Source organism: Xanthobacter tagetidis, from assembly GCF_003667445.1.
In the GTDB taxonomy this organism is placed as follows: Bacteria; Pseudomonadota; Alphaproteobacteria; order Rhizobiales; family Xanthobacteraceae; genus Xanthobacter; species Xanthobacter tagetidis.
In genome coordinates this window covers 45,403-71,764 of sequence record NZ_RCTF01000008.1, presented here as the reverse complement: position 1 = coordinate 71,764, position 26,362 = coordinate 45,403, and the positions used below count along the sequence as shown (strand labels likewise).

The following is a 26,362-nucleotide window of genomic DNA, read 5'->3' as shown; positions in this document are numbered from 1 at the left end:
GATCACCAGGCCGGCAGGCGACGCTCGATCACCCGCGAGATCCAGGAGAGGACGCTGATGATGGCGTAGTAGTAGATGGCGAGCAGGGTGAAGATCTCCACCGGCGCGAAGTGGGAGGCGATGATCGCCTGGCCCGAGCGCGTCAGCTCGTAGACCGAGATCACCGACAGGAGCGAGGTGTTCTTGAGCAAGGTGATGACGTCGTTGGTGAGCGCCGGCATCATGGGGCGGATCGACTGGGGCAGAAGGACGTAGACGAGGATCTTCCCGTGCGTCATGCCGATGGACTTGGCGGCCTCGGTCTGGCCCTTCTCCACCGCGCCCACCGTGCCGCGCACCACCTCCGCCACATAGCCCGCGCAATTGAGCGAAAGCGCGATGACGCCGGCCCAGAATTCGCCGAGCCTCAGGCCCATCGCCGGCAGGCCGAAGAAGACGATGAAGATCTGGATCAGCAGCGGCGTGCCGCGGATGAAGTCCACATAGGCCCGCACCATCCAGCGCGCCGGCGCGAGGCCGCCGAGCGAGATGAGGCCGAGGGCGACGCCGCCGGCAAGGCCGAGGATGCCGGCGATGGCGGCGATCTTCAGCGTCATCACCGTCCCCTCCGCGAGCAGGGGGATGGCCATCTGGACGACGGACCAGTCGATGGACATGGGGTGGGTGCTTCCTCAGTTTCAGCTACGGCGCGGCGGGCGCGCGTTCGCTTCCGCCGTCAGCCGGGGAGCATGGCGGCAGGACCCCGTCATGCTCGGGCGCGTCCGGGGCATCCACCCCGGCGGCTGGATATGCCCTCCGGTGGATCCCCCGGACGAGCCGGGGGATGACGGCGCGGCTAAGTCCCTGGTGGTGCCGGTCCGCGCCCGGCCGCATGGACCGCGGCGGCCGCAGGCAGCCGGGGCGACGGGATCAGGAGAAGCTCGGGACCTTGTCCGCGAGCTGCATGCGCACGCCGAACCACTTCTCCTGCAGCTTGTAGAGCTCACCGCTCTCCTTCAGCGCCGTGATGCGCTGATTGAGGAAGGAGATCAGGTCCTCGTCCTCCTTGCGGGTGCCGATGCCGGCCCAGTTGCGCGGACCGATGTCGCGCACGATGGCATATTTGCCGGGCGCGTCCTTCACCACCTGGGTGAGGGTCGCGAGGGTGTTGATGACGCCATCCACCGAGCCCTGGGCCAGCGCCAGGTAGGCGGCCGGGTGGTCGTCATAGGTCTTCACCTGGGCGAAGCCCTTGCCGGTGGCGGCCTTCAGCTTCTCGTCGAGGCCGGTCTTCATGGTGTCGCCGGCGGAGCCCAGCTTCACGCCCAGCACCTTGCCGGACATGCCCGAGAGGTCCTTGATGGTGCCGGCATCGCCGGCGCGCACCAGCAGTTCCTGGGTCGCCTCGGTGTAGGGGATGGAATAGCCGACCTTGGCGACCCGCTCCTTGGTGTAGGTGAGCGAGGTCATGATGACATCGAAATTGCCCGCATAGAGCGCCGGGATGACGCCGGCCCAGGCGGTGTCCACCATCTCCACCTTAACGCCGAGCGGGGCGAAGATTTCCTTTGCGAGGTCCACGTCATAGCCGACGATGGCGCTGCCCTCGCGGAACGTGAAGGGCCGGTAGGCCGCCTCGACGCCGATGCGCACCACGCCGCGCTTCTTGATGTCCTCGATGGTGAGCGGCGCGGCCTCGGCGCGGCCGGCCACCTGCGCCAGCAGCGCGGGGGTGGCGGTGGCTGCGGCGAGCGCGGAGACGGACAGGGCGAGGAACCGGCGCCGGGAGGCGAGCGGGCCGCGCGACGGGCGGTCGGACGAGGGACGTGCCATGGGGAATTCTCTCTCGTTCAGAAGGGGTTGGGGAGGCGAACGAACCGGATAAAATTGCATTCCATTTGATTTTCGATATTATATGCAATGAGTTAGTCGCGCAATGCTAGGGGCGGTGACGCTGAATGATTGGGCAACGGGTGGCGCGAAAGCAGGCAGTCGGCGGCGACGCTCGCAGCGTCGCCAGAGCGGGCACGGCTGCTTCCGCCCGGCATCTGTCTGGTCTCTATGGGAAAGTTCGCGCAGGAGCGCCGCGCGGCTCGCGGTGTGCTCCAGCGGCAGCGCGGGTGCGCGGTGCCGACAATCTGCGCAGCGGACCGGCCGCCGCGCGGCCGGCGCAGGCCTCAGGCCGGTCCGCCCGCTTCGTCCCCTTCGGCATCGGCGATGCCGGCCGCCTCCAGCACCGCGGACACCGTCTCTCCGGTGCGGATCAGATGGCGCCGCCACACGCGCCGCGCGGCCTCCGCATCGCGGGCATGGAGGGCATCCATCAGGGCCGCGTGCTCGCCGACCGATTCCTCCCAGCGGAACGGATCGATGATCGCCATGTAGCGGCCGCGCCGGGCGCGCAGCATGAGGCTTGCATGGGTGGCGATCAGGATCGGATTGTCGCTGGCGCGCACCACCGCGTCGTGGATCAGCGTGTTGAGTTTGAAATAGGGGTCCTTCTCCTGGCGATCGTAGTGAGCGCACATGCGCGCATGCAGGTCATCGAGCTGCGCCAGTTCGTCCGCGCCCATGCGCTGGGCGGCCAGCTCGGCCGCGAGGCTCTCCAGCCCCGCGATCACCTCGAACAGCCGCTCCGCCTCCTGGGGCGTGAACGACATGATGCGCGCGCCCTTGTTCTGCGAGATCTCCACGAGGCCCTCGGCCTCCAGCAGCTTCAGCGCCTCGCGCAGCGGCGTGCGGGAGACGTCGAGGCTCTGGCACAGGCTGCGCTCGACAATGCGCGCGCCGGGCGGCAGCGTGCCGCGGATGATCTGGTCGCGCAGCAGGTCCGCCACCTGCCGCGCGAACGGCACGCGGCGCGAGAGCGGCGCCGGTTTCTGGGGCGCCGCCTTGCGGGCGGCCTCGGAAGCCGATGCGGCGCGCGCTCCCGCGCCGCGCTTGCGCGCCGTGCCCGTCTTCGCCGCCGTCCCGTCCATCGTGGTGCCGTCCGCCTCGCCGCGGGAATCGCGCCCGCCGACCGGTTCTAGCAAAAACAACTCCAACACCGTGAAAGACTTGCCACCGTGAAAGACCTGTCCATGTCCGAGCGCCCGCCCGCCTTCGATCTCGTCGTCCGCAACGGCCGGATCGCCACAGCCGCCGACGTCTTCGCCTGCGACATCGGCATCCGGGACGGGCGCATCGCGGCCCTCGGCGAGGGTCTCGCCGGGCGGGAGGAGATCGACGCTACGGGAAAGTGGGTGCTGCCCGGCGGCATCGACAGCCATGTCCACATCTCCCAGCCCTCGGGCGAGGGGATCGTGATGGCGGACGACTTCGCCTCCGCCACCCGCTCGGCGGCGCTGGGCGGCAACACCACGGTGCTGCCCTTCTGCATGCAGGAGAGCGGCACCACCTTGCGCAGCGCGGTCAGCGCCTACCACGCCAAGGCGGAGGGCGAATGCTATGTGGACGTCTCCTTCCACCTCATCATCACCGATCCGAGCGAAAGCGTGCTCGGCCAGGAACTGCCGGCGCTGGTGGCGGACGGCTATCCCTCCTTCAAGGTGTTCATGACCTATGAGGGGCTGGCGCTGACCGACCGGCAGATCCTCGAAGTGATGGAGGTGGCGCGCCAGACGCGGGCGCTGGTGATGGTGCATGCGGAGAATTACGACATCATCCGCTTCCTCACCGACCGGCTGGAGCAGGACGGCCGCACCGCGCCGCGCTACCACGCGGCCTCGCGGCCGATCATCGCCGAGCGGGAGGCCACGTCCCGCGCCATCTCGCTGGCCGAGCTGTCCGACGTGCCGCTGATGGTGGTCCACGTCTCGAACCGCGAAGCCATGGAGGAGATTCGCCGGGCCCAGGCCAAGGGACTGAAGATACTCGGGGAGACTTGCCCGCAATATCTCGTCCTGACGGCGGCAGACCTGGACGGCCTCAACATGGAGGGGGCGAAATATGTCTGCTCGCCGCCGCCGCGCGATCCGGCGAGCCAGGAAGCCTGCTGGGAAGGCCTCCAGCAGGGCGTGTTCGCGACCTTCTCGTCCGACCACTGCCCGTTCCGCTACGACGACCCGCAGGGCAAGCTGACCCCCAAAGGCCGCACCAGCTTCCGCTGGGTGCCGAACGGCATTCCCGGCGTCGGTGCGCGCCTGCCGATCCTGTTCTCGGAAGGCGTGGTGAAGGGGCGGATCGACATCAACCGGTTCGTGGCCGTCACCGCCACCAACCACGCCAAGGTGTACGGGCTCTATCCGAAGAAGGGCACGATCGCCGTCGGCGCGGATGCCGACATCGCCATCTGGGACCCGGAGCTGACGCGCACCTTGACCCATGACGCGCTTCAGGACGGGTCCGACTACACGCCCTATGAGGGCATGGAGATCACCGGCTGGCCGGTGCTGACCATGGTGCGGGGCAGGGTGGTGGCGCGCGACGGCGTCCTGACGGGCGCCAAGGGCTTCGGGCAGCACGTGCCGCGAAGGCTGTGAGGGGCGCGGAAGGTGGGCCGCTGCGGGGCACATTGCGCCCGCGCGGCCCGCGCCGTCTCAGTTGGGGGCCGCGTCCGTATCCGGAAGCACGGTCTGGGTGGAGGCGAGCAGCTTCGACTGCACCAGTTCCGCCACTTCCAGCATCTCGCTGTTCCACGCCAATGCGGACTGCTGGAGGAACGCCGCCTCCTTGGTGAAGGCGTTGGCCATGTTCTCCTCCTTGGACAGCTCGGAGAAGAGCTGCACCTGGTCCTGCATCTGGCGCCCGGCGAAGCGCTGGATGTGCGAGGCGACCTCCACGGGGCAGTCGAAGAAGCAGTTCTTCCAGAACGCGACGGGCCAGGCGACAGGGGGCGTGCCAACGCTCCAGGCGCGCGTCAGTCCCTGGAATATGGCGGAATCGTTCATCTGAGCGCCTCCCTTTCTGCCGCCCGCGCCCCTGCGCCGGCGGTCCGGTGATTGCCCGGCCCCAAAATCCTCATCCGCGCCGAATGGGTCCTTGCGCCACGTCAAACAGCGCGCGAGATAATCACTCTAATGCGGCGCCAATGGATCGATCGGCACGCGCCGCTGGCTAGGCTCCGCCGATCGATTTTTAACGCCCGAGCCTGCGTTTTGTTCCGCCATCGAGGAGACGCCCCCATGACCGAACTGCCCCCCGGTTTCCGCCAGATCCGGCTGGAGCTTGCGCGCGAGAAGGGCCACCCCGAGGGCGCGCGCAATTTCGGCTACAGCTTCGTGGCCCCGCTCGACGAGAGCGGCCACATCGACCCCGCGCTCTGGGCCAAGCACCGCGACGCCTGCCGCGTGCTGCGCTTCCGGCCCGATGAGGCGGATGAGAGCGGCCACCTGGTGCGCCGCCCCGGCGGGAGCTGGGCCTTCCGCTATGACATCCACGGCTCCGACGACGACGAGGCGGGCTACCGCTTCGGCGAGGAAAAGTTCGACGTGGGCGAATACGTCTCCATCCGCGAGGATGAGGACGAGATCCACACCTTCCGCGTGGTGTCGGTGGAATCCCTGCGCTGAGACGCGCCTCCGGGACGCCCGCGCTCAACCCCCGGACGCCTGTGGCATCGCCGCACCCTTGATGCCGCCGGCCATTGTGTGCGGATGGCAAGACCCAAATGGGGGGTGCGGCCGCGCCTCACCCGTCGGACAATGGCGATTGACGCCGGCTCATTCGGAAAGGTGGTCCAGATAGCCGCTGCGTCAACGAGCGACGACGGGCCTGGGCTCTCCGGTGTCCGGTCGTCGCGGGTCGGGGCGCCATGCATCTGGGATCAGCCGCGCAGTATGATCGGCTGGAAAGCCGGCTGATCGACCTGATCTACGCCGCGCTGGTGGACGAGGGCGCATGGGGCGATTTTCTGAGGGAACTCGCCACCTGCACCCCGAACGGGCAGAGCACCCTGTTCTTCCACGATGAATTCTCCGCGGCGGGGTCGATTTCGCTCTCCCACGGCGTGGACCGCGAATTCGAGCGCCTCTATCCCCAGTATGCGCCCAAGAATCTATGGATGCAGAACCTGCACAAGAGGCCGATCGGGCTCGGCGTCCGTTCGGAGTTCATGGTCCCGTTCGCCGAAGTAAAGAAGTCTGAATATTACAATGATCTCCTGAGATCGTTCGGCATCGAGTCTGGCATCGGAATCACCCTGCAACGCTCCGGGTCGCTGAATTTCCTCTTGAGCGTCATCGGCGCCAGGCAGCCCGACGCGGACGAGCAGCGCGCCGCCGACATGCTGACCCGGCTCGCGCCGCACCTCACCCGGGTCTTCAAGATCTATGGCCAGGCGCACGAGCGCTCGTCTTTGCTGGCGATTGGGCAGGCCCTTGCGGCCCACGAGACCGGCGTGATGCGCGTCGGTCCCGGACGGAAGATCCAATGGCTCAACGACGCCGCACGCGCCCTGGTGGGCAGCGGCGACGGCCTGCACCGGGATGCGGCCGACCGCCTGCGGCTGGCGGACGAGACCCTGGATGCCGCGCTCGGGCAGATGGTTGAACTGGGCGTGCCGCAGGATGCGCGCTCGCGGACCCTGACCGGCATCATCCGCCGCTCCGGAGCCGCGCTGCGGGTGACCCTCGCCGGCTCCGGCCAGAGCCTCGTCGAGCGCTATTTCGCCGGGCCGACCGTGACCGTGCTGCTGAGCGAGGAGCAGCACGGGGGCATGCTGCCCGCAGACCTTGTGGCGGCGACCTTTAACCTCACGATGCGGGAGGCGGAGGTGACGATGGCCCTGGTGGCCGGCCATTCCCTGCAGGCGATCGCCGCGACCCTCAACATCTCCTATGAGACAACCCGGGCGCACCTGAAGCAGGTGTTCGCCAAGACCGGGACACGGCGCCAGGCGGAACTGCTGGCGCGCCTCTACGCGGTCGGCCGCGCGCAGAAGTAGGCCCGGAAAGCACCCCGCCGGCCGCCCGGCGGGGCTTTCCGGTCAATAGCTCCTGTAGTCCGCCGTGCCCTTCGAGAGCGCGAACTCCTCCTCCGGCGAGAGCACCAGCTTGTGCCGCCCGAAGGCCGCGAAATAGGCGATGCCCACCGCGAACCAGATCGCCACCCCGATCACCCCATTGCGGTAGACGGGATCGGCGAGCTGGTAGGCGATGGTCACGAGGGCGATGAGGATGGTCGCCGCCGCTCCGGGCACGCCGAACGGGCTCCTATAGGGCCGCTCGATCTGCGGCATGTTCTTCCGCATGAGAATGAAGGACAGTGCCTGCATCACGTAGGACAGCATGGCGCCGAACACCGCCATGTTGAGCAGCGTGCCGCCGATCGCCGCCGCGCCCGCCTCCGCGCCGAGCGCGAACCAGATGGCGAGCATGATGGCGAGCCCCACCGCCGCGCCCGCCGCCATCGCGACGTGCGGCGTCTTGCGCCCGCCGTGGGTCACGGAGAGGCCGCGCGGGAAATAGCCGGCGCGCGAGAGCGAATAGATCTGCCGGCCCTGGGCATAGATGATGGTGTGGAACGAGGCGATCAGCCCGATCACCGCCACGCCGGCGAGCAGCTTGGCGAGGCCGTCGCCATAGATCGCCTTGAACCCGTCGAGCAGCGGCTCCAGCGAGGTGGAGAGGCCGAACGCACCCTTGGCCACCGAGGAATTGAGCCACAGGATCATGAAGGCGGAGACGATCAGCGTCGCCATGCCGAGCATGATGCCCTTGGGCATGTCGGTCTTCGGGTCGACCGATTCCTCCGCCGCCAGCGGCAATTGCTCGATGGCGAGGAACAGCCAGACGGCGAACGGCAGCGCCGCCAGCGCCCCGCCGATGCCGAACGGCAGGAACGGCCCCCCGCCGTTCGGCAGCTCGACTGCCGCGCCGTCCGGGCCGACGCCGATATTGAGCGCCCAGCGCGAGAAGTCGGCGACCGGGATCGCGCTCACCCAGAAGGCGACGAGGCAGGCCAGCGCCGCGAGCGTGACCACCAGCGTCACCCGGAACGACAGCTCCACGCCGACGATGTTGAGCCCGACGAAGATCGCGTAGCCGAAGATCCAATAGACCGGCTGAAATGCAGGCGGGGTGCCGAAGATCGAGCCGAGATAGGAGCCGATGAACGACACCACCACCGCCGGGGTGATGACATATTCCACGTTCTCGCACAGGCCGGTGATGAAGCCGCCCCACGGACCCATCGTGGTGCGGGCGAAGGAATAGGCCGCGCCCGTGTGCGGCAAAGCGGGCGACATCTCGGCGATGGAGAAGGTGAGGCCGAGATACATCACGGCGATGACGATTGCGGCGATGAACATGCCGCCCCAGCCGCCCGAGGCGAGGCCGAGGTTCCAGCCCGAGAAATGCCCCGAGATGACCGCGCCCACGCCGAGCGCCCAGAGCGACCAGACCCGCGCATGGCGCTTCAGGGCCCGCTGCTCGAAATAGGAAACGTCGACACGCGTATAGGTCACGCCCGCATGCTTGCCGTCAGCCATGACACCAGCCCTTCCGTAGCGGGAATGCACCGCCCGCGACCCATAGGCTTCGGAAAAGCAAAATGCATGCCTTTTCATAATCTTACTTAACGTCAGATCCGCTCCTTCGCGGCGCCCTGCGGCCGCGTCTCCTACCATGCGGAGAGGAGCGAGGGGGGGCACGCGCAACGTCGCCATCTCTCGGACCGTCGCCCTCCGGCTTGTCTGTTTGAGATGTGTTGGAATGAGAGCGCCTGCGGAGCGCCCCTAACGCTCCGCAGGCGCGGGCGGGAGGCCGTTTACTCCGGCAGGCCGGGGGTCCGGCGAGGACCCTGAGGCCGAGGTCGAGCAAGGCCCCGTCCGCTCCCTCGAAACCCCGAACAGTTGGCAGGGCCAGTCTTCCGGGACCCGAGCCCGCAGCACAAGCCTGGGGAGAGCGAGCATGACACAGGTGGATTGACCGGGGCATCCACGGCGACGCCCGTCGCGCGCCCCAAAGCCGGCCATAGGCCCGACCGCCGCGGATCCCCCGACACGCCGGGGGATGACGGCAGCAACCGGTGCCGGGCGGCGGAGCGTCGCCCGGGTTCGCCGTTGGCGGGGGCGAGGCTCGACCGCGCGTCAGCCGATGGTGGAGAGGGCGGGGAAGGTCTCGATCAGCCAGTAGCTCACATGGGCGATCCAGCCCGACATGAAGGCGATGCCGGTGAGCACCAGCAGCGCGCCCATGCCCTTCTCGATGGCGGGCAGGAAGCGGCGCATGTGCTTGAGCCCCGCGAGGAACGGGCGCACCGCCATGGCCGCCACGAGGAACGGCACGCCGAGCCCGAGCGAATAGACCGCGAGCAGCATCGCCCCCTTCGATACCGTCGCCTCGGAGCCGGCCACGGCCAGGATCGCGCCCAGCACCGGGCCGAGGCACGGCGTCCAGCCGAAGGCGAAGGCGAGGCCCATCACGAAGGCGCCCCAGATCCCGTTCGGCGCCCGCACGTCCGGCCGCGCCGTGCGGTGCAGGAGATGGATGCGGAACACGCCGAGGAAGTTCAGCCCCATGATGATGATGGCGATGCCGGCGATGATGGAGAGCGTGTCGAGATGGGCGCGCAGCAGGTCGCCCACGGCCGAGGCGCCGGCGCCGAGCGCCACGAACACGACGGTGAAGCCGAGAACGAACAGCACCGCGCCGAGCATGGCGCGCCGGCCCACTTCCTTCACCGGCTCGCTGCCGGCGAGGTCGTCCAGGGTCGAGCCGCCGAGATAGGCGAGATAGGGCGGCACCAGCGGCAGCACGCACGGCGAGACGAAGCTCACGAAACCGGCAAGGAAGGCGGCGGGGAGGGTGACGTCGGCCATGGGGTCCTTCGGGTGCGCCCCGTGCTCAGGGCGGGCGCCGGCCCCGGACCTTTCGGCCCGCTTTGCCGGCGCGCCCCCTTTTGCGCCCCCTGTGCGCGCGCCGGCAAGGCGCGCAATGCCGCGCTCTCCGCCTTGTGAGGGGCGCGCGCTGCGGGCGCGCGCCGCCCGCCTCAGGCGCCGAGCCGCGCCTCCAGCGCCGCAAACAGCGGGTTTTCCGTGGAGAACACGTAGTCGATGGCACCCACCGTCACCATGCTCGCGCCCTTCTCGCGCAGATAGGTGGCGAGGCCGTGCAGCGTGCCCGGCGGGCAGTGCAGGGTCAGCATGCCGGAGGAGGTCGGCCCGCCGAACGGCGCCACGCAGTGGAAGCGCGCCACCGCCTCGTCCACCAGCGAGGCGTCGCAACTCGCGAAGCGGGTGCGCACCTCGCGCATGGTGCGGGCGCGCTTCTCCGCCGCCATGCGGTCGAACATCACCCGCGCGGCATTGCGCGCCGGCGCCGTCCAGGACGCGGAGAGCGAGGCGACGAGGTTGGCCTCGGACTTCAGGATCACGCCGTCGTCCACCACCTTCAGCGCGTTGGCCGCCAGCGTCGCGCCGGTGGTGGTGATGTCGACGATCAGCTCCGCGGTGCCCGCGGCAGGCGTGCCCTCGGTCGCCCCAGCGCTCTCGACGATGCGGTAGTCGACGATGCCGTGGCGCGCGAAGAAGCCGCGGGTCAGGTTGACGTACTTCGTCGCCACCCGGATGCGCCGGCCGGTGCGGCCGTGGAAATGGCCGGCCACGTCGTCGAGGTCGTCCATGGTGCGCACGTCGATCCAGGCCTGGGGCACCGCCACCACCACATTGGCATGGCCGAAGCCGAGGCCTTCCAGCAGGGTGACGCGCGCGTCGGCGTCGAGGATGTTTTCGCGCACCAGGTCCTCCCCGGTGACGCCCAGATGGGCGGCGCCGGAGGCGAGCGCGGCGGCGATCTCGGACGCGGAGAGGTAGGCGACCTCCACGTCGTCCACGCCGCCCAGCGCGCCGCGATAGTCGCGCGCGCCGCGCGCCTGCATCAGCGGCATGCCGGCGCGGGCGAAGAAGGCGTGGACATTGTCCTGAAGCCGGCCCTTGGAGGGCACGGCGAGGATCAGCTTGCCGCTCATCGCGCGTCCTCCACCGCCGCAAGGCGTTCCACCCAGGCCGCCAGCCCCACCGCCGGCACGCAGTCCGCCGCGCCGAGGCGCGACAGAAGGCGATCGTAGCGCCCGCCTGCCACCAGCGGACCGGCGCCGCGCCCGGCGGGGTCGTGCAGCTCGAACACCATGCCGCTGTAATAATCGAGCGGCCGGCCGAAAGCGGTGGAGAAGCGCACCGCCGGCAGGCTCACGCCGTGCGCGGTGAGGAAGCCGGCGCGGGCGTCGAAAAGGTCGAGCGCACGGGACAGGTCGAGCCCTGCGTCGCGTGCCAGCGCGCGCATGTCGGCGGACGCGGCATCGGGATCGCCGGCGATGGCGAGGTAGCGTTTCAGCACCGCGCCCGCCTCGCTGGACAGGCCGGCACCGCTCTCCAGCGCCGCCTGCTCCAGGAACCGTGCGGCGATCTCCGATACCGAGCGCCCGCCCACCGTCGAGATGCCGGCGATGGACAGAAGATCGGTGATGAGCGCGCGCGCCGCCTCAGGGTCGGCCCCGGTCAGCGCCGCCAGCACGCCGGAATGGGTGTTCGCCGCCTCGGGCGCCGGGGCGTCGACGCGCGAGAGGTCGGCATCGAGCCGGCTCTGGCCGAAATCCTTGAGCAGGCGGCGCCGCATAGCGGGCGCCAGCGGCAGCGCTTCCAAGAGCGCCGCGAACAGCCCCACGTCGCCGAGCCGGATCTGCGGCTCCGGCAGGCCATAGAGCGTGCAGGCGTCAAGGCCGAGCGCGAGGATGTCGGCGTCGGCCGCGGCGATGTCCGCGCGGCCGAAGGATTCCACGCCGGCCTGCCGGAACTCGCCCGAGCCTTCGCCGCGGAAGCGGAACACCGCCCCGAGATAGCTCACCGCCGCCGGCATGGGGCGCTTCGCCTCCAGCACGGCGCGGGCGACGGGAATGGTGAGGTCGGGCCGCAGGCACAGCTCGCGCCCTTCCGCGTCCACCGTCAGGTACATGCGGCGGCGGATGCTCTCGCCGGACAAATCGAGGAACACGTCCGCCGGCTGGAGCAAAGGCGGGTCGAGATGGGCAAAGCCCGCCGCCTCGAAGCGGGCGAGCAGGGCTTCCTCCAGCGCGCGGGGCTCGCGCACGGCAGTCGTTGGCGCCTCTTTGGGCATGAGCGTGTCTTCCATGGTCGCGCGGCTTCTAGCAAAGCCGCGGCCCGCTAGCCACCCCGCCGGCCTTAAGGCGGCCGGCCACCTCGGCTATGGTGTCGGCTGGGAATCACCCGCGAGGCGGATCGAGGCGAAGGATCGAGGCTGACATGGCCGAGACAACCAAGGGCGCACAAGGCGTGGCGGACGTGGCGAAGCTCAGCTTCGAGGACGCTCTGGCGGAGCTGGAATCCATCGTGTCCGCGCTGGAGAAGGGCAATGTGCCGCTGGAGCAGTCCATCGCCATCTATGAGCGCGGGGAAGCGCTGAAGAAGCGGTGCGAGACGCTGCTCGCCCAGGCCGAGGCCCGCGTCGCCACCATCACCCGCGACGCCGACGGCCGCCCGGCGGGCACCGCCCCGCTCGATCCGGAGGGGTAGGCGTCCCGGAACGGGACACCGGCGCGCCGTTTGCGGGACGCAGGGCGAACCGAGCGTGACCGAATCGGCGGCGGCGTCCGCTTCGCGCTTCGTTCGCCGTCCAGCGCTCGCCATGCCCCTCAGTAGATGCCCGGGATGATCCGCTTGGTGCGCGCCATGTAGGCGTCGTATTTCGCGCCGAAGGCCTCGCGCATCATCTGCTCCTCGCGGCCCACGCGGAAGAAGAACAGGATGCCGAAGCCCACCAGCCCGGAAAGCCCGGCCACCAGGTTCGGCAGCAGCAGCGCCTGCGCCAGCGCCCACAGGAAGAAGGCGGAATACATGGGGTGGCGCACCCTCTCGTAGACGCCCGAGGTGATGAGCTCGTGGCTGTCCTTGATCTCCAGCGTCACCGACCAGTAGCGCCCGAGCTGGCTATGGGTGCGCCGGAACAGCCAGAGCGCGGCCAGGAACACCGCGACGCCCGCTGCCACCTGCACCGCCGAGGGCGCATAGGAGAAGGCGCGCGGGAAGCCCGTCGCGGCATAGATCGCGGGGATGATGCCGAGGCCGAGGGTGGAGATCGACAGGAGCGCCATCTCGCGCGCGGTGCGGTGGCGCGCGTCCGCCACCTTCATGCGCCGCGCCTTGCGCTCGAACGGCAGGCGCATGACGAACCAGGCGGCGACCCCCAGGGCCCAGGCGATCTTGGAGAAGGCGAGCAGGCTCATCGTTTCCTCAGGTCAAAGCGCACGCCACGGCCCCGGATCGGCCGGGGAATAGGGCCGCATCAAGAGGCCGCGTGCGTCGAGATAGGTTCGCAGGCCGTTGGCGCTCGCCGCCAGGAGGTCGAAGCGCAGCGGGCTCGCCAGCACGGCGAAGAAGTCGTAGCCGGCGCGCTTGTCGTTGGCGAGCAGGTACTGGCAGTGCAGGCGCATCATGTCGAGCCGGAAGCGGGCGAAGGTCGCCTCGCTCAGCATGTCGCGGATCGGATGGGCGCGGATCAAGGGGCGCTCGGAGAAGTCGCCCGTCACCGTGCGCAGGGGGGCGAAGCGGGCCTCCTCCAGCGTCACTGGATTGATGCGGTAGAAGCTCACCACGTCGTCGCGCGCCTGGATCTCCAGCCAGCCGATGGCCTCGGCTTCGGCGACGATGCGGGCGGCCTCGCGCAGCCGTCCGCCGGCCGGGTGGAGCGCGAACTTGGCGGTGGTGGAGCCCACCGTCAGCAGCCGCACCGGCACGCTCCGGCCGAGCGCCGGGTTCAGCTTCAAGGCGTAAGCGAGCGCGCTCACGGCCAGCATGGCCCCGAGGCTGTGGCCGACGAGAACGATCTCGTCCGCCTCGCCGGCCGCCGCCACCGCGGCGATGCGCGCGCCGAACGCCTCCACCCGCGCGTCGATGGCCGGATGGCGCCCGCGCACGAAGTCCACCGAGAATTCGGCGAGGTCCAGCGACTGCTTGAGGCGGAACTTGCGCCCCGGCCAGCGCATGAGGACCGCGCCGGCGCCGGCCGCGAGGGCGATCCCGAAGAGCGCCGCGCCGAGGGTTCCGATCGCCGGCGCCGCGGCGTCATAGGCCAGTAGGCCGAGGCCGGCGCCGATGGCCCAGAACAGGAGCGTGAGCGCATAGGTGAAGAGGAAGAAGAAGCCGTAGCGCGGGCTGCTGCGGAAATAGCGCCCCAGTGTCCCGCTCGTGACCATGTCGGCCAGCGCCCGGAGCGTTCCGCCCATGTGGGAGAGCGGGCTGCGCGCCATGTCGGCCTGCACCAGGTCGTTCCAGGCGAGAAGCTCGAAGGTGGCGCCGGTGCGCCAGTTGCCGCCGCGCGCCGCGATCGACCAGGCGGCGCCGGTCGGGGTGGCGCGCGGCGCGTCCTCCAGGCAGGTGGCCTCCTCAAGGCTCCAGGTCTCGCGGAAGCGGTTCAGCTCGCGTTCGAAGATGCGGCGGTGGCCATCCACCGGCATCGGGTCGTAGCCCGGCACCAGGAACAGGTGCCGGCGCTCGGTCCGCCATCTCGCGCCATCCCACATGGGCGGCCTTCTAGCGAAGTTCGCGCCGGGTGGCTACCGGGGCGCGGCCTTGCATTCGCTCCGGCGCGAGGGCAGGAGAGGGCGCATCCGAGAGGCGAAAGGCATGCCCGAGGTGAGTGCGACCACACCCGATCCCGCGATCCCGCCCGCTACGGACGCGGCGGCCGACGGGGTGACGGTGGTTTTCGTCACCTATAACAGCGGCGCGGTGATCGGCCGGGCGGTGGCCTCGGTGCCGCCGGACTGCGACGTGGTGGTGGTGGACAATGCCAGCCCCGAGGGCACCGCCTGGCATGCGGGCCTCGCACGGCCGGCGCGCCTCGTGCCGATGGCGCGCAATGTGGGCTTCGGCGCCGGCTGCAATGCCGGCGCGCGGGAGGCGCGCACCCGCTACGTGCTGTTCCTCAATCCCGATGCGGCGCTCGAAGCCGGCGCGGTGGACGCCCTGCGCGCCGCCGCCGCCCGCTATGGCGCGCCCGCAGTGCTGATGCCGGCCATCGTCGGCGAGGACGGCCGGCTGATGCGCAAGGAGGGCACCATCTTCGAGCCGGTGCGGCGCGGCGCGCGGCTGCGGCCGGAGGAGGTGGCGGGCGACTATTGCACCCGCTTCGTCCACGGGGCCGCCTTCATGATGGCGCGCGACGCCTTCCTGGCCATGGGCGGGTTCGACGAGGCGATCTTCCTCTACCACGAGGACGACGACCTATCCCTGCGCGCCATTGCGGCCGGGGTGCCCATCATCGTCGTCCCCGGCGCGCGGGCGGTGCATGCGGGCGGCCGCTCCTCGGCGCCGAGCTTCCGGCAGACCTTCGCCATCAACCGCTTCAAGCAGCAGTCGGAAGCCTATCTCAGGGCGAAATACCGCCGCCGGGACAGCCGGGCGATGCAGGCGCTGAAGCTCGCAGGCGGGTGCGTGCTGGCGCTCGCCCTGCTCGATGCGCACCGGCTCGCCATCCGCTCCGGCAAGCTGCTCGGGCTGTTCGATCCGCCGGTGACGCCGAAGCCGGGATAGCCGGCTTCGCGCCGCGCGCCATTCGGCGGGCTCAGCGGCAGGCGTACCGGCAATCCGCCGCGCAGAGCGTGTCGATCCCGGGGTCCCGCGGAGCCGGCTGCGGCCGGAAATCCTTGCGCAGACCCCGGCCGGGATGGTTTACAACGGCGCGTTGCGCCATATGACGACCTGTGTAAGCCTCGTTGACCGCCGGCTGGGACCGGCCCGGAGCGTTCCGTGAGCTTGAAGACACCGTTGCTCGATACCATCAAGGATGCCGCGGACGTGCGGCGCCTGCCGCAGGACAAGCTGGCCCAACTGGCCGCCGAGCTGCGTGCCGAGACCATCGACGCGGTTTCCGTGACCGGCGGACACCTGGGCGCCGGGCTTGGCGTGGTGGAGCTGACGGTGGCGCTGCACCACACCTTCAACACTCCGCATGACCGGCTGATCTGGGACGTGGGCCACCAGTGCTACCCCCACAAGATTCTCACCGGCCGGCGCGACCGCATCCGCACCCTGCGCCAGGGGGGCGGGCTTTCCGGCTTCACCAAGCGCTCGGAGAGCGAATACGACCCGTTCGGCGCCGCCCATTCCTCGACTTCCATCTCCGCCGGGCTCGGCATGGCGGTGGCGCGCGACCTTGCCGGCATCGAGCGCAACGTGGTCGCGGTGATCGGCGACGGCGCCATGTCGGCGGGCATGGCCTATGAAGCCATGAACAATGCCGGCGCCATGGATTCGCGCCTGATCGTCATCCTCAACGACAACGACATGTCCATCGCCCCGCCCACGGGCGCCATGTCGGCCTATCTCGCGCGGCTGATTTCCGGCCAGACCTACCGTTCCCTTCGTGAAATCGGCAAGCAGATCGCCGGGCACCTGCCCAAGTTCGTGGAGCGCGGGGCGCAGCGGGCGGAGGAGTTCGCGCGCGGCTTCTGGACCGGCGGCACGCTGTTCGAGGAGCTGGGCTTCTATTATGTCGGCCCCATCGACGGGCACAATCTCGACCACCTGCTGCCCGTGCTGAAGAACGTGCGCGACGCCAAGACCGGGCCGATCCTGGTGCATGTGGTGACCCAGAAGGGCAAGGGCTACGCGCCCGCCGAGGCGAGCGCGGACAAGTATCACGGCGTGGTCAAGTTCGACGTGGTGACCGGCGCGCAGGTGAAGGCGAAGTCCAACGCGCCGTCTTATACCCGCGTGTTCGCCGAGAGCCTGATCTCCGAGGCGCGGCGCGACCCGAAGGTCGTCGCCATCACCGCCGCCATGCCCTCCGGCACCGGGCTCGATCTGTTCGGGCAGGTCCATCCCGACCGCACCTTCGACGTGGGCATCGCCGAGCAGCATGCGGTGACGTTCGCGGCCGGGCTCGCGGCGGAAGGCTTCAAGCCGTTCTGCGCGCTCTATTCCACCTTCCTCCAGCGGGGCTACGACCAGGTGGTCCACGACGTGGCGCTGCAAGGCCTGCCGGTGCGCTTCGTGATCGACCGCGCGGGCCTCGTGGGCGCGGACGGGGCGACCCACGCGGGCGCCTTCGACGTCGCCTTCCTCGCCTGCCTGCCGGGCATGACGGTGATGGCGCCGGCGGACGAGGCCGAGCTGACCCACATGATGGCCACCATGGCGGCGTTCGACGACGGCCCGTCCGCGGTGCGCTTCCCGCGCGGCGAGGGCGTGGGCATCGAGCGGCCCGACCGGGGCGAGATCCTGCCCATCGGCAAGGGGCGCCTGGTGCACGGTATCGGTGCCGGCGACGTGGCGCTGCTCTCGCTCGGGACGCGGCTCGGCCCGTGCCTGGAGGCCGCCGAACGGCTGGAGGCCAAGGGCCTCAAGGTGAGTGTCGCCGACGCGCGGTTCGCGAAGCCCCTCGACCGCGACCTGATCCTCGGCCTTTCTGCCGGCCACGCGGCGCTGGTGACGGTGGAGGAGGGCGCGGTGGGCGGCTTCGGCAGCCACGTGCTCCAGCTCCTGACCGACGCCGGGGCGCTGGACGCAGGCGCGCTGAAGGTGCGCGCCATGGTGCTGCCCGACATCTATATCGACCAGGACAGCCAGGCCCGCCAGCTGGCCGAAGCCGGCCTCGATGTCGACGCCATCGTCGCGAAGGTGGAGAGCCTCGGCCTCCCGGCGCGCGCGGGCCGGAGCCTGCCGAAGGCGGGGTAGTCGGCCGCCTCGGCCGGCACGTGCGGCGCGCGAGCCTCCCGTGCTATCGCGCCAGGATGAAGTTCGCGATGGCTGCCACCGCGGCTGCGTCGTTGCCGGCGAAGCCGTGGCCGGAGAAGGGGCCGCACGGCTTGCCCTGGCCCGGTCCTGATCGGATCCAAGCTACCTGTGCCCGCCCGCTCCACGCCTGGAACGCCGCCACGCCCGACGCTGGCGTCAGCGCGCAGGGATCGTCGGGGTTGTGGACGATGAGCGTGCGCGGCAGCGCGCTCGGGGAGCCCACCGCGGCCTTCACCGACAGGGGCGCCGGGCCAGGCATCAGCATGCCGGAGACGAGGACGAGGCCGTCCGCTTGGCTGCTTCCAGCCGCGGCAGTCGGCGTGCCCTTGCTCATACCAATCACCACCACGGGGTGACCGGCCCGGGCCACCGCAGCGGCAACGCCGTCCTGCGCCACGATCGTGGCGATTCCCTTCTGTTCAAGAGCGGCCCGGTTGCGGATGAGGAAATCCGATGGCACCGCACCGCCTGCGCCGGGCACGAGGATCGCCGTCGCCCGCGGCTTGCCGGCCTGTGCAGAGGCGTCCGGCGGGGTCAGGACGACGAGGCCCGACACCAAGCCTGCCACCATCGGAACTGCGGTCAAGCATGCGGTGCATGCCAGACGGACGAATCGCTGGAATATTCCCCGTTTCATGATGCCTCCCCAAGCTGCGTGCCAAGTATCGGCTCGCAGTCGGGGGGTCTGCAATCCTGACGTGCGGTCAGGTTGGATCGATTGGCATTCCGAGCGCCGTATTCAGGCCGCCAAGACTGTGCGCCGCGCCAGGTTGTCCTCGAACGCCGCAGCTCACGCCGCGCAGGACAGGAAGCCCGCCTCAAGCGCCTTCGCGTCCAGCTTGCGGCCGATGAAGACGATGCGGCTGACCTTCTTCTCGCCGTCCTTCCACGGGCGCTGGTGGTCGCCGTCGAGGATCATGTGCACGCCCTGGAACACGAAGCGGTCCGGGTCGTCCTTGAAGGCGAGGATTCCCTTGGAGCGCAGGATGCTCGGCCCTTCCTTGGCGACGAGGTCCTGCACCCAGGGGAAGAACTTGTCGGGATCCAGCGGCTTCTCGGTGGAGAAGGAGAACGACTGCATCTCCGCGTCGTGCACCGCCTTCAGGCCGTGATGGTGATGGTCGTGGCCATGATCGTGGCCGCAGCCGCAGTCGGGGCCGTGTTCGTGATCGTGGTGATGGTGGTGCCCCTCGTCCTCTTCGAGGAAGGCGGGCTCGATCTCCAGGATGCGGTCAAGGTCGAACGCGCCCTGGTTCAGCACCTTGGAGACGTCGATGGCCGACTTCTGGGTGCGGTGCAGCTTGGCATAGGGGTTGATGCCGCGGATGCGGGCCTCCACCTCGGCCAGTTCCTCGGCGCTCACGAGGTCGGTCTTGTTGAGCAGGATCACGTCCGCGAAGGCCACCTGGTTCTTCGCCTCGGGCGCGTCCTTGAGGCGGTCGGAGAGCCACTTGGCGTCGGCCACCGTCACCACCGCGTCGAGCTTGGTCTTGGCCTGCACCTCCTCGTCCACGAAGAAGGTCTGCGCCACCGGCGCGGGGTCGGCGAGGCCCGTGGTCTCGACGATGATGCCGTCGAACTGGCCCTTGCGGCGCAGCAGGCCGTCTATGATGCGGATAAGGTCGCCGCGCACGGTGCAGCAGATGCAGCCGTTGTTCATCTCGAACACTTCCTCGTCGGCACCCACCACGAGGTCGTTGTCGATGCCGATCTCGCCGAACTCGTTGACGATGACGGCGAATTTCTTCCCGTGCGGCTCGGAGAGGATGCGGTTGAGCAGCGTCGTCTTGCCCGCCCCCAGATAGCCGGTGAGCACGGTGACGGGAATCTTAGCGGACGAAGTCTCGGCCATGTGTTCCACCTGTCTTGTCGGCACTGCGGGGCAGGCGCCCGGATGCCGAAAAGGCGGCAGGCGCGATCGCCTGCCGCCGGATGTCCCGCCCGCGGCGCGCCGTTCAGCTCGACAGTGCCGAGCTCAGGGTGCGCACGTTGGACTGCATCATGAGGATGTAGGTGCTCGCCGGGCCTTTGTCATCGGAGAGCGCGTCGGTATAGAGCTCGCCGCCGATCTTGGCGCCGGTCTCCTTGGCGATGCGCTCGATGAGGCGCGGGTTCGTGACGTTCTCCAGGAACACGGCCGGGATCTTCTCCGCCTTGATCTGGCGGATGATGCGCGCCACGTCCTTGGCGGACGCCTCGCTCTCGGTGGAGACGCCCTCGGGCGAGATCAACTCCACGCCGTAGGCGGCGCCGAAATAGCCGAAGGCATCGTGCGAGGTGATGATGCGCCGCTGGTCGGCCGGGATCTTGGCGAGCGCCGCCTTCACCTCGGCGTCGAGGGCGTCGAGCCTGGCGGTGTAGGCGGCGGCGTTGGCCGTGTAGGCGTCCTTGCCGGCCGGGTCGGCGGCGATCAGCGCGTCGCGGATGTTGGCGACATAGATCTTGCCGTTGGCGATGGACTGCCAGGCGTGCGGATCGGTGGCGCCATGGTCGTGGCCGTGCGCCTCCTTCTTGCCGCCCTTCTTGTCTTTGCCGTGGTCGTGGTCGTCCTCGTGCGCCATCTCGCGCGGGGTGATGCCGGTGGTGGCGACGATGATCTTCGCCTTGGTGCCGGAAGCCTTGGTGAGGCGCTCCATCCAGCCCTCGAAGCCGAGGCCGTTGACGAACACCACCTTGGCGGCGGCGAGCGTCTTCGCGTCGGCCGGGGTCGGCTGGTAGACGTGGGCGTCGCCGTTGGGGCCGACGATGGTGGAGACCGCCACGCGGTCGCCGCCCACCTCTTTCACGAAATCCCCGAGGATGGAGAAGGAGGCGGCCACGGGAATCTTCGCCTCCTGGGCGCCGGCGGGGCCGGCGAGCAAAGGCAGCGCCGCGAACGCGGCGAGGACGAGACGACGGGAGACCATGCGGCTTCCTTTCAGGCTTCGAGATGGCGGCGCGGCACGAGGCGGCCGATCAGTCCCCCCACCGGGCCGAACAGCACGGCGAGGGCATAGGCGCACCCGGCGACCAGGATGATGGCCGGACCGGAGGGGGCGCCCAGGTGATAGGAGACGAGCAGGCCGGCGACGCCCGAGGCGGCGGCGACCAGGGTCGCGAGCGTCACCAGCGCGGTGAGGTCGCGGGCGAAGAAGCGGGCGGTGGCGGCGGGCAGCATCATCAGGCCCACCGCGAGCAGCGTGCCGAGCGCATGGAACCCGCCGACGAGGTTGAGCACCACCAGCGACAGGAAGGCGATGTGGCTCGCCCCGCCCGCCCGGCTCACCGAGGCGAGGAAGGTGGGATCGACGCATTCCAGCACCAGCGGGCGCCAGATCACGGCGAGCGTCGCCAGGGTCACGGTTGAGATGCCGGCGATCAGCAGCAGCGTCGCGTCGTCGATGCCGAGCACGGTGCCGAACAGAACGTGCAGAAGGTCGAGGTTCGAGCCCCTGAGCGAGACGATCATCACGCCGAGCGCCAGGGAGATCAAGTAGAAGGCGGCGAGCGAGGCGTCCTCTTTCATCTGCGTGGCGCGTGCGACCACGCCGGCGCCGACCGCCACCACGAGGCCGGCGATGAGCCCGCCGATGGTCATGGCGAAGAGGTTGAGGCCGCTCATCAAAAAACCGATGGCGGCACCCGGAAGAATGCCGTGCGCCATCGCATCGCCCGTCAGCGACATGCGGCGCAGCATCAGGAACGCGCCCACCGGCCCGGCGCCGAGCGACAGCGCCAGCACGCCGACAAGGGCGCGGCGCATGAACTCGAACTCGGCGAACGGCGCGACCAGCACCTCATAGGCGGTCATGACGAGGGGCCTTCCGGGTCCAGTGTCGTGCGGCTCAGGCCGCGCGGGTGCAGGAGGTGGCGTCCTGGTGCCAGGCCTCGCCCATGCGGCGGGCCTTGAGCAGGTTCTCGGGCGAGAGGGCATCCCGCGTCGGGCCCCAGGCCACCGGCCCGCGGGCGAGCAGGAGGGTCTGGGGAAAGGTCTGGCGCACCATCTCGAAGTCGTGCAGCACCGCCATCACGGTGCGGCCCTCCCGGTGCCAGCGCCCGACCAGGGCGACGAGGTCGGCGACCGTGGAGGCGTCGAGCGCGGTGAACGGCTCGTCGAGCAGGATGAGGCGGGCGTCCTGGAGCAGCAGGCGGGCGAACAGGGTGCGTTGCATCTGGCCGCCCGAGAGCGTGCCGATGGGCCGCGTCTCGAAGCCCTGCAGGCCCACGGCGGCGAGCGCCGCCTCGATGCGCTCGCGGTCCTTCGCGCCGATGCCGCCGAACAGGCCGGCACGCCGCCACAGGCCCATGGCCACCATGTCGAAGACGCTGATGGGGAAGGACCGGTCGATCTCCGCCCCCTGCGGCAGGTAGGCGATGTCGCGGGTGGACAGGCCCTTGAGGTCGATGCCGCCGCCGAGCGGGCGCAGCGCGCCGGTGATTCCCTTCAGAAGGGTCGACTTGCCGGCGCCGTTCGGGCCGCACACGGCAAGCAGCGTGCCCTCATGCACCGTCCCCGAGAGATGGTGCACGGCCGGGTGGCGCTCATAGCCCAGGGTCAGGTCGCTGAACGCGATCTGCGCCTTGGCGCTGGCATCAGCGGGCGCGCTCATGGGCCGCCCATCACGAAGAAGACCGCGATCCAAAGCGGTGTCAGCAGGCCGGCGGCGATGGCGAGCCGCCCCGCCAGCGACAGGCGCAGGAGCGAAGGGCGGACTGCGGGGCCAACAGAGCGGCGCGGCGCGTGGTGATGGGTGTCGTGGCTGTCGCCATCATGGGAGTGGCCGTCGAGGGAGTGGCCATCGTGGGAGTGGCCGTCGTGCCCATGGCCGAGATTCGTGAAGCCGGAATTTTCCTGGCTCCCGGGGTGGTCGCCGTGCGGGTGCGGCACATTCCCTAGGGTCGTTCTCCCGGCGTGCTCAGAACCTTCGGGAGCGAGCGGGCGCGGTACGGGCGAGGCGGCGAGGGGCATGGCACGATCGACTGAGGACACTATTATTTTGATATAGTGTATCATCTCCTTTGTCCAGCCCTCCCGGAACAGGCTCGCGCGCGCCGCATTGGTATACTAGTGTGCAAGCCCTGCCCCATGCCCGCCGGAGACCCCAGTCCATGAGCCTGCCCAATCCGCTTCCCCTCCTCGCCAGGGCGCCGGTGGTGCCCGTGGTGGTGATCGAGCGCCTCGCTGATGCGGTGCCGCTGGCGCGGGCGCTGGTGGAGGGCGGGCTGCCGCTGATCGAGATCACCCTGCGCACGCCGGTGGCGCTGGAGGCGGTGCGCATCGTGGCGGCGGAGGTCGAGGGCGCGATCGCGGGCGCCGGCACGGTGATCGACCGCGCCCAGATCGAGGCCTCGCTTGAAGCGGGCGCCCAGTTCCTGGTGAGCCCGGGCACCACGCCCGCGCTGGCCGATGCCTTCGCCGGCCTCGACATTCCGGTGATGGCGGGCTGCGCCACGGCGAGCGAGGCCATGCGCCTCGCCGAGATGGGCTTCGAGGTGCTCAAATTCTTCCCGGCGGAGGCCTCCGGCGGCGCGGCGTTCCTGAAATCCATCGCCGGCCCGCTGCCGCATTTGCGCTTCTGCCCCACCGGCGGCATCGGCCCGGCGAATGTGGGCGACTATCTCGCGGTGCCCAGCGTGGTGGCGGTGGGCGGCTCCTGGGTGGTGCCGCAGGACGCCATCCGCGCGGGCGATTTCGCCAAGGTGCGCGACCTCGCCGCCGCCGCCGCCGCGCTCCCGCGCGCCGCAAGGTTCGACTGAGGGGAATCGCGCAGATCGGACGCCGCCGTCACTCCCGCGCCGCGTCATGCTCCGGCTTGACCGGAGCATCCATTCCTGGCGCCGGGGAGGCCGGCACGTCCCATGGCCCCGCCGGTCATGCCGGAGGGCGACGGCAGACCTGGGCGGCTCCGCCCGCCTTCAGCCGGTAGAGCACCTGTCGCCGCAGCGGGTGGCCTTCCGGTGTCGTCGGCAGGTCGAAGTCGCCGCGTTCGTCGTGCGTCATGCCGAGCCGCTGCATCAGTGCCCGCGAGCGGGCATTGGCGGGAACGGTGATGGCGACGATCTCGGTGAGCCCCAGCCGATCGAAGCCGAAGGCGAGCGCCGCGTGCGCCGCCTCGGTGGCGTAGCCCCGGCCCCAGAGGGCGGGATCAAAGCGCCAGCCGATCTCCACCGCCGGGGTGAAGTGCTCGGCATAGGGCACATGGACCAGGCCGCAATAGCCGGCGAAATCGCTCACGCCCGGCGCCTCCACCACCCACAGGCCGAAGCCGTGGCGCGCGAAGTACGCCTCGGCGCGATCGGCCACCTGATCGCTCGCCGCGCGGTCCGGCACCGGAATCAGGAATTCCATGGTGCGCGGGTCGGACTGCATGCGCCACAGGCCCTCCCGGTCTGCCGGCCGCCAGGGGCGCAGCAGGAGGCGCTCGGTCGCGAGCACGGGCGGCGCCATCAGGCACCGGGAATGCGCGCGCGCAGCCGTTCGGCCGTCGCGAAGGAAGACAAGGCGCGGCCCTCGATCGCGCTTACGCTGCGGATGCCCAGCGCCGAGGTGAGGAAGATCTCGCCCGCCCGCTCAAGGTCGAAGGCGCCGAGCGGCCGCTCCTCGGCCCCCTCGGCCATTACCGCCGCGCGCATCACCCCGGGCAGGACCCCGTCGGCGAGCGGCGGCGTCACCAGCGCGCCGTCGATCAGAGCGAACAGGTTGGCGATGGTGGTCTCGGCGACGCGCTCCTTCGTGTTGAGCAGCACCGCGTCGTCGGCGCCGCGCCGCGCCGCCTCCTGCCGCGCCAGGATGCCGTCGAGATAGTTCAGCGACTTCACCTGCGCCAAGGGCGATAGCTCGTTGCGCCGCGTGGTCTCAGCGATCACCAGCCGCGCCGGCGGCAGCGCCGGGCCGGCGGGGGCGGCGGCGATGACGAGGGTGGGGGAGGGGGCGGCCGGCGGCAGCACGCCGCGCGGGCCGGTGCCGCGGGTCAGCGTCAGGCGCAGCACGCCGTCCAAAAGGCCGTTCGCCTGCGCGGTGGCGGCGAGCGCCGCGCCAAGGTCGAGGCTGGGCATGGGCAGGCCGAGCACCCGCGCGCCGGCGGCGAGGCGCGCAAGGTGGGCCTCCAGCCGCAGCACCGCGCCGCCGGACAGGCGCAGGGTCTCGAACAGCCCGTCGCCCAGCGTGAAGCCGCGGTCGAGCGGGGAGATGCGGGCCGCCTCCTCCGCCGTCAGCCGGTCGCCGAGCCAGAGCATCATCGGTCCTCTCCCGACAGGGCGCGCAGCAGTGGCGCGAGCTTCACCAGGCTTTCCTCATATTCCGCCGCCGGGTCGGAATCCGCCACGATGCCGCCGCCCGCCTGGGCCAGCAGCGTGCCGCCCGCCCGCGTGATGGTGCGGATGACGATGGAGGAATCCATCGCGCCGTCAAAGCCGATCCAGGCCACCGCGCCGCAATAGACGCCGCGCGGGGCGCTCTCCAGTTCGTGGATGATCTCCATGGCGCGGATCTTCGGCGCGCCGGTGATGGAGCCGCCGGGGAAACAGGCGCGCAAGAGGTCGACCGGGCCGAGGCCCGGCTTCAGCGTGCTTTCCACCACCGAGACCAGATGATGCACGCTGGCGAAGGTCTCCAGGCCGCACAGCACCGGCACCCGGACGCTGCCGGTGCGCGATACCCGGCCGAGATCGTTGCGCATGAGGTCGACGATCATCAGGTTCTCGGCCCGGTCCTTGGCCGAGGCGATGAGCGCGCGCGCCATGGCGGCATCCGCCGCCGGGTCGGCGCCGCGCGGCCGCGTGCCCTTGATGGGGCGGGTCTCCACGAGGCCGTCCGGCGCGAGGCTGAGGAAGCGTTCCGGAGAGGCGCTCATCACCGAAAGGCCGGGACCGCACCTCAGGAAGGCGGCGAACGGGGCGGGACTGCTGGCGCGCAGGCGCAGATAGAGCTCCAGGTCGCCGAGGCCGTCCGGCACGTCCGCCGCCATGCGGTGGGTGAGGTTGGCCTGAAAGATGTCGCCCGCGCGGATGTAGTCGATGACGCGGCCGACCGCCTGCTCCACCGCCGCGCGCGGGCGCTCGGGCGCGAACCGGCCGCGGGCGCGCCAGTCCGGGGCGGGCGGGGCAGCGGGCGCCCGGGCCAGCCGGTCACAGAGCCACCGCCCCCGCGCCTGCGCCCGCGCCTGCCGGGCCGCGGGGTCGGCTTCGGGGCGGCCGCTGGAAAGGATGAAGGCGCGCCGCTCCGCATGGTCGAAGGCGGCGATCACGTCGTAGAGGCCGAACGCCATCTCGGGAACGGCGGGACCCAAGGCGTGCGGGACGGGAAGGCGCTCCAGATGGCGGCCCAGCTCGTAGCCGAGGAAGCCCACCGCGCCGGTGCGGAACGGCGCCGGCCCGGACAGGTCGTCGCCCGCCTGCGCCGCGAGGGCGGCCTCCAGAGCGGAGAACGGGTCGTGCGGCACAGGGCGGCCGTCCACCCGCGTGCCCGCGGCATCGGCGGTGATGAGCGCGAACGGGTCGGTGGCGATGTAGGACCAGCGCGCGCGCGGATCGCCCGCGGCGGCGCTGTCGAGGAAGGCGCAGAAGGGGTCGTCCGCCACGGCCGAGAAGGCGGCGAGGGCCTCGCCATAGGGAAACGCGATGACGTGCACGGGCGGTGAGACCGATTCTTTCGCTGCGTCGCGGCTTGAGCGCGCACCATGGCCGCGCGCGCTGCGAAGCACAATCGCTGCC

The 26,362-nt window shown here is 70.3% G+C and carries 26 protein-coding genes; 7 read left to right on the top strand and 19 right to left on the bottom strand.

Annotated elements, in window-relative coordinates; all coding sequences use genetic code 11:
* Window positions 1–2: 2 nt before the first annotated feature.
* The 3 genes from D9R14_RS11400 to D9R14_RS11390 all read right to left on the bottom strand — a co-directional run bounded on the left by D9R14_RS11400 (window position 3) and on the right by D9R14_RS11390 (window position 3,011).
* A complete protein-coding gene (locus D9R14_RS11400) occupies window positions 3–656 on the bottom strand; it encodes an amino acid ABC transporter permease (protein WP_121623461.1) in 654 nt (217 codons plus the stop codon).
* 253 nt (window positions 657–909) lie between these two features.
* Window positions 910–1,812: a transporter substrate-binding domain-containing protein gene (locus D9R14_RS11395; protein ID WP_170168583.1), complete on the bottom strand. Its 903-nt coding sequence runs from the start codon at window positions 1,810–1,812 to the stop codon at window positions 910–912.
* Window positions 1,813–2,156: 344 nt separating this feature from the next.
* Window positions 2,157–3,011 (bottom strand): GntR family transcriptional regulator, encoded by an 855-nt coding sequence (locus tag D9R14_RS11390; protein WP_210210841.1) that lies wholly within the window; start codon window positions 3,009–3,011, stop codon window positions 2,157–2,159.
* Between the two features lie 48 nt (window positions 3,012–3,059).
* Between D9R14_RS11390 and hydA the strand changes: the two genes are divergently transcribed.
* A complete protein-coding gene (gene hydA / locus D9R14_RS11385; protein ID WP_121623458.1) occupies window positions 3,060–4,460 on the top strand; it encodes a dihydropyrimidinase in 1,401 nt (466 codons plus the stop codon).
* A 57-nt stretch (window positions 4,461–4,517) separates the two neighbouring features.
* Here the strand turns inward: hydA and D9R14_RS11380 are convergent, their stop codons facing one another.
* Complete coding sequence (locus D9R14_RS11380) at window positions 4,518–4,868, bottom strand: hypothetical protein (protein ID WP_121623457.1); 351 nt, start codon at window positions 4,866–4,868, stop codon at window positions 4,518–4,520.
* A gap of 234 nt (window positions 4,869–5,102) precedes the next feature.
* Here D9R14_RS11380 and D9R14_RS11375 point away from each other — a divergent pair, with 234 nt between their 5' ends.
* Complete coding sequence (locus D9R14_RS11375; RefSeq protein ID WP_121623456.1) at window positions 5,103–5,489, top strand: hypothetical protein; 387 nt, start codon at window positions 5,103–5,105, stop codon at window positions 5,487–5,489.
* Window positions 5,490–5,731: 242 nt separating this feature from the next.
* Entirely contained in the window at window positions 5,732–6,862 is a 1,131-nt protein-coding gene (locus D9R14_RS11370) for a helix-turn-helix transcriptional regulator (protein WP_121623455.1), read from the top strand.
* Between the two features lie 42 nt (window positions 6,863–6,904).
* Here D9R14_RS11370 and D9R14_RS11365 read toward each other — a convergent pair whose 3' ends face one another.
* The 4 genes from D9R14_RS11365 to D9R14_RS11350 form a co-directional block, all read right to left on the bottom strand.
* On the bottom strand, window positions 6,905–8,407 hold the full coding sequence (locus tag D9R14_RS11365) for an amino acid permease (RefSeq protein WP_121623454.1): 1,503 nt from the start codon (window positions 8,405–8,407) through the stop codon (window positions 6,905–6,907).
* A gap of 600 nt (window positions 8,408–9,007) precedes the next feature.
* Window positions 9,008–9,739, bottom strand: coding sequence for a cytochrome c biogenesis CcdA family protein (locus tag D9R14_RS11360; protein ID WP_121623453.1), 732 nt, complete (start codon window positions 9,737–9,739; stop codon window positions 9,008–9,010).
* Window positions 9,740–9,909: 170 nt separating this feature from the next.
* Complete coding sequence (gene hisG, locus D9R14_RS11355; protein WP_121623452.1) at window positions 9,910–10,887, bottom strand: ATP phosphoribosyltransferase; 978 nt, start codon at window positions 10,885–10,887, stop codon at window positions 9,910–9,912.
* Window positions 10,884–12,047, bottom strand: coding sequence for an ATP phosphoribosyltransferase regulatory subunit (locus D9R14_RS11350; protein WP_245420749.1), 1,164 nt, complete (start codon window positions 12,045–12,047; stop codon window positions 10,884–10,886). Before D9R14_RS11350 ends, hisG begins: the two co-directional genes overlap by 4 nt.
* 131 nt (window positions 12,048–12,178) lie before the next feature.
* Here D9R14_RS11350 and D9R14_RS11345 point away from each other — a divergent pair, with 131 nt between their 5' ends.
* Window positions 12,179–12,448 (top strand): exodeoxyribonuclease VII small subunit, encoded by a 270-nt coding sequence (locus D9R14_RS11345; RefSeq protein ID WP_121623450.1) that lies wholly within the window; start codon window positions 12,179–12,181, stop codon window positions 12,446–12,448.
* Between the two features lie 119 nt (window positions 12,449–12,567).
* On the opposite strand, the gene D9R14_RS11340 is transcribed toward D9R14_RS11345, so the two are convergent.
* Both D9R14_RS11340 and D9R14_RS11335 read right to left on the bottom strand, forming a co-directional pair.
* Window positions 12,568–13,158 carry a protein-S-isoprenylcysteine O-methyltransferase gene (locus D9R14_RS11340; RefSeq protein ID WP_121623449.1) on the bottom strand — a complete coding sequence of 197 codons (591 nt, stop codon included), beginning with the start codon at window positions 13,156–13,158 and terminating at the stop codon, window positions 12,568–12,570.
* A gap of 12 nt (window positions 13,159–13,170) precedes the next feature.
* Window positions 13,171–14,454 carry an alpha/beta hydrolase family protein gene (locus tag D9R14_RS11335; protein ID WP_121623448.1) on the bottom strand — a complete coding sequence of 428 codons (1,284 nt, stop codon included), beginning with the start codon at window positions 14,452–14,454 and terminating at the stop codon, window positions 13,171–13,173.
* A gap of 103 nt (window positions 14,455–14,557) precedes the next feature.
* Between D9R14_RS11335 and D9R14_RS11330 the strand changes: the two genes are divergently transcribed.
* Both D9R14_RS11330 and dxs read left to right on the top strand, forming a co-directional pair.
* Entirely contained in the window at window positions 14,558–15,466 is a 909-nt protein-coding gene (locus D9R14_RS11330) for a glycosyltransferase family 2 protein (protein ID WP_170168582.1), read from the top strand.
* A gap of 216 nt (window positions 15,467–15,682) precedes the next feature.
* Window positions 15,683–17,611: a 1-deoxy-D-xylulose-5-phosphate synthase gene (dxs, locus tag D9R14_RS11325; protein ID WP_121623446.1), complete on the top strand. Its 1,929-nt coding sequence runs from the start codon at window positions 15,683–15,685 to the stop codon at window positions 17,609–17,611.
* 43 nt (window positions 17,612–17,654) lie between these two features.
* Here dxs and D9R14_RS11320 read toward each other — a convergent pair whose 3' ends face one another.
* The 6 genes from D9R14_RS11320 to D9R14_RS11295 form a co-directional block, all read right to left on the bottom strand.
* Window positions 17,655–18,227 carry an alpha/beta hydrolase gene (locus D9R14_RS11320; protein ID WP_147453008.1) on the bottom strand — a complete coding sequence of 191 codons (573 nt, stop codon included), beginning with the start codon at window positions 18,225–18,227 and terminating at the stop codon, window positions 17,655–17,657.
* Window positions 18,228–18,461: 234 nt separating this feature from the next.
* On the bottom strand, window positions 18,462–19,523 hold the full coding sequence (locus tag D9R14_RS11315) for a CobW family GTP-binding protein (RefSeq protein WP_121623444.1): 1,062 nt from the start codon (window positions 19,521–19,523) through the stop codon (window positions 18,462–18,464).
* A 103-nt stretch (window positions 19,524–19,626) separates the two neighbouring features.
* Complete coding sequence (locus tag D9R14_RS11310; protein WP_121623443.1) at window positions 19,627–20,577, bottom strand: metal ABC transporter substrate-binding protein; 951 nt, start codon at window positions 20,575–20,577, stop codon at window positions 19,627–19,629.
* 11 nt (window positions 20,578–20,588) lie between these two features.
* Window positions 20,589–21,461 carry a metal ABC transporter permease gene (locus D9R14_RS11305; protein WP_121623442.1) on the bottom strand — a complete coding sequence of 291 codons (873 nt, stop codon included), beginning with the start codon at window positions 21,459–21,461 and terminating at the stop codon, window positions 20,589–20,591.
* Between the two features lie 34 nt (window positions 21,462–21,495).
* Complete coding sequence (gene aztA, locus D9R14_RS11300; protein WP_121623441.1) at window positions 21,496–22,260, bottom strand: zinc ABC transporter ATP-binding protein AztA; 765 nt, start codon at window positions 22,258–22,260, stop codon at window positions 21,496–21,498.
* Window positions 22,257–22,664, bottom strand: coding sequence for a hypothetical protein (locus D9R14_RS11295; protein WP_147453007.1), 408 nt, complete (start codon window positions 22,662–22,664; stop codon window positions 22,257–22,259). The genes aztA and D9R14_RS11295 overlap by 4 nt, the downstream gene beginning before the upstream one ends.
* A 95-nt stretch (window positions 22,665–22,759) precedes the next feature.
* Between D9R14_RS11295 and eda the strand changes: the two genes are divergently transcribed.
* A complete protein-coding gene (eda, locus tag D9R14_RS11290; protein WP_121623439.1) occupies window positions 22,760–23,407 on the top strand; it encodes a bifunctional 4-hydroxy-2-oxoglutarate aldolase/2-dehydro-3-deoxy-phosphogluconate aldolase in 648 nt (215 codons plus the stop codon).
* A 115-nt stretch (window positions 23,408–23,522) separates the two neighbouring features.
* Here eda and D9R14_RS11285 read toward each other — a convergent pair whose 3' ends face one another.
* The 3 genes from D9R14_RS11285 to pabB are packed head-to-tail and all read right to left on the bottom strand — an operon-like array spanning window position 23,523 to window position 26,280.
* Window positions 23,523–24,086 carry a GNAT family N-acetyltransferase gene (locus D9R14_RS11285; protein ID WP_245420747.1) on the bottom strand — a complete coding sequence of 188 codons (564 nt, stop codon included), beginning with the start codon at window positions 24,084–24,086 and terminating at the stop codon, window positions 23,523–23,525.
* Between the two features lie 11 nt (window positions 24,087–24,097).
* The gene (locus D9R14_RS11280) at window positions 24,098–24,889 is read right to left on the bottom strand and encodes an aminotransferase class IV (RefSeq protein ID WP_121623437.1); all 792 of its coding nucleotides are present in this window, start codon (window positions 24,887–24,889) and stop codon (window positions 24,098–24,100) included.
* The gene (gene pabB / locus D9R14_RS11275; protein ID WP_121623436.1) at window positions 24,886–26,280 is read right to left on the bottom strand and encodes an aminodeoxychorismate synthase component I; all 1,395 of its coding nucleotides are present in this window, start codon (window positions 26,278–26,280) and stop codon (window positions 24,886–24,888) included. Before pabB ends, D9R14_RS11280 begins: the two co-directional genes overlap by 4 nt.
* Window positions 26,281–26,362 lie beyond the last annotated feature (82 nt).

Bases quoted from the DNA above. Each gene is read 5' to 3' on its own strand.
- eda (WP_121623439.1), top strand. From the start codon at position 22,760: ATGAGCCTGCCCAATCCGCTTCCCCTCCTCGCCAGGGCGCCGGTGGTG.
- D9R14_RS11375 (WP_121623456.1), top strand. From the start codon at position 5,103: ATGACCGAACTGCCCCCCGGTTTCCGCCAGATCCGGCTGGAGCTTGCG.
- hydA (WP_121623458.1), top strand. From the start codon at position 3,060: ATGTCCGAGCGCCCGCCCGCCTTCGATCTCGTCGTCCGCAACGGCCGG.
- aztA (WP_121623441.1), bottom strand. From the start codon at position 22,260: ATGAGCGCGCCCGCTGATGCCAGCGCCAAGGCGCAGATCGCGTTCAGC.
- D9R14_RS11400 (WP_121623461.1), bottom strand. From the start codon at position 656: ATGTCCATCGACTGGTCCGTCGTCCAGATGGCCATCCCCCTGCTCGCG.
- D9R14_RS11370 (WP_121623455.1), top strand. From the start codon at position 5,732: ATGCATCTGGGATCAGCCGCGCAGTATGATCGGCTGGAAAGCCGGCTG.
- D9R14_RS11315 (WP_121623444.1), bottom strand. From the start codon at position 19,523: ATGGCCGAGACTTCGTCCGCTAAGATTCCCGTCACCGTGCTCACCGGC.
- D9R14_RS11360 (WP_121623453.1), bottom strand. From the start codon at position 9,739: ATGGCCGACGTCACCCTCCCCGCCGCCTTCCTTGCCGGTTTCGTGAGC.
- D9R14_RS11350 (WP_245420749.1), bottom strand. From the start codon at position 12,047: ATGGAAGACACGCTCATGCCCAAAGAGGCGCCAACGACTGCCGTGCGC.
- D9R14_RS11335 (WP_121623448.1), bottom strand. From the start codon at position 14,454: ATGTGGGATGGCGCGAGATGGCGGACCGAGCGCCGGCACCTGTTCCTG.
- D9R14_RS11310 (WP_121623443.1), bottom strand. From the start codon at position 20,577: ATGGTCTCCCGTCGTCTCGTCCTCGCCGCGTTCGCGGCGCTGCCTTTG.
- hisG (WP_121623452.1), bottom strand. From the start codon at position 10,887: ATGAGCGGCAAGCTGATCCTCGCCGTGCCCTCCAAGGGCCGGCTTCAG.
- D9R14_RS11295 (WP_147453007.1), bottom strand. From the start codon at position 22,664: ATGATACACTATATCAAAATAATAGTGTCCTCAGTCGATCGTGCCATG.
- D9R14_RS11380 (WP_121623457.1), bottom strand. From the start codon at position 4,868: ATGAACGATTCCGCCATATTCCAGGGACTGACGCGCGCCTGGAGCGTT.
- D9R14_RS11330 (WP_170168582.1), top strand. From the start codon at position 14,558: ATGCCCGAGGTGAGTGCGACCACACCCGATCCCGCGATCCCGCCCGCT.
- D9R14_RS11345 (WP_121623450.1), top strand. From the start codon at position 12,179: ATGGCCGAGACAACCAAGGGCGCACAAGGCGTGGCGGACGTGGCGAAG.
- D9R14_RS11365 (WP_121623454.1), bottom strand. From the start codon at position 8,407: ATGGCTGACGGCAAGCATGCGGGCGTGACCTATACGCGTGTCGACGTT.
- D9R14_RS11280 (WP_121623437.1), bottom strand. From the start codon at position 24,889: ATGATGCTCTGGCTCGGCGACCGGCTGACGGCGGAGGAGGCGGCCCGC.
- D9R14_RS11340 (WP_121623449.1), bottom strand. From the start codon at position 13,158: ATGAGCCTGCTCGCCTTCTCCAAGATCGCCTGGGCCCTGGGGGTCGCC.
- D9R14_RS11305 (WP_121623442.1), bottom strand. From the start codon at position 21,461: ATGACCGCCTATGAGGTGCTGGTCGCGCCGTTCGCCGAGTTCGAGTTC.
- D9R14_RS11395 (WP_170168583.1), bottom strand. From the start codon at position 1,812: ATGGCACGTCCCTCGTCCGACCGCCCGTCGCGCGGCCCGCTCGCCTCC.